Raw genomic sequence first — 794 nt, forward strand, 5'->3', positions numbered from 1 at the left:
AGATCGTCTAGCTAAAAAACTTGCTGTACGCGCCTATGTCAGTATTGACGCAGAAGGCAACGCGCTACTAGACTTGAAAAGTCTAGCCAAAACAAAAGAGCCTTTTGTTACGCTCAAACTTGTCCACCCTACTCTCGGAGAGAGAGATTCAGTGACAAAATTCTTACCTACCGCTGAAGGTCCGTATGTCGCAGAAGTACCTGAAAACCTTAGCGGAAACTGGTATCTCGATCTATATGCGCATGATGAGTCATGGAGAGTTCGTCAAAAAACCTCATTGCCAACAGAAAACTATTTGCTTGCACCCTAGCCATACCTGATGACAACACCCTGTTTTCACTGCGGTGAAGCGGTCCCTGCTGGCTTCTCCGCCACCTTAAAGATCAAAGGTAAGAACGAACCTTTTTGCTGTTATGGTTGCTTAGCCGTAGCAGAAGTGATCTCCCATGAAGGTCTCGATAATTTCTACGCTCACCGCACTGAATTCTCCCCCAAAGCTGAAGAATTGAAGCCCAGCGAATTAAAGCAACTAGAGCTTTATGATGACCCGCTATTACAAGAAGAGTTTGTGCAAGCTCACGATGGTGTATTGCAAACCTCTTTGAGTATTTCTGGCATTACCTGCGCAGCATGTATATGGCTATTAGAGCGCGATATTAATGCCATCGACGGTGTACTAAATTTTTCGATAAACCACAGTACACACAAAGCCTATATTGAGTGGGAGACACCCTGCCAATTAAGTGAAGTTCTTATTAAGGCTAGAAAACTCGGCTACAACGCTAAGCCTTACA

The 794-nt window shown here is 44.6% G+C and carries 2 protein-coding genes; both read left to right on the plus strand.

Annotated elements, in window-relative coordinates; translation table 11 throughout:
- The coding region (locus A3738_RS03990) for a FixH family protein (RefSeq protein WP_197473572.1) at positions 1-310 on the plus strand (310 nt) is incomplete at its 5' end.
- A 9-nt stretch (positions 311-319) separates the two neighbouring features.
- Positions 320-794 (plus strand): heavy metal translocating P-type ATPase metal-binding domain-containing protein (locus A3738_RS03995; protein ID WP_197473573.1); only part of this gene is annotated, 475 nt, incomplete at its 3' end.

The organism is Oleiphilus sp. HI0066 (genome assembly GCF_001635725.1).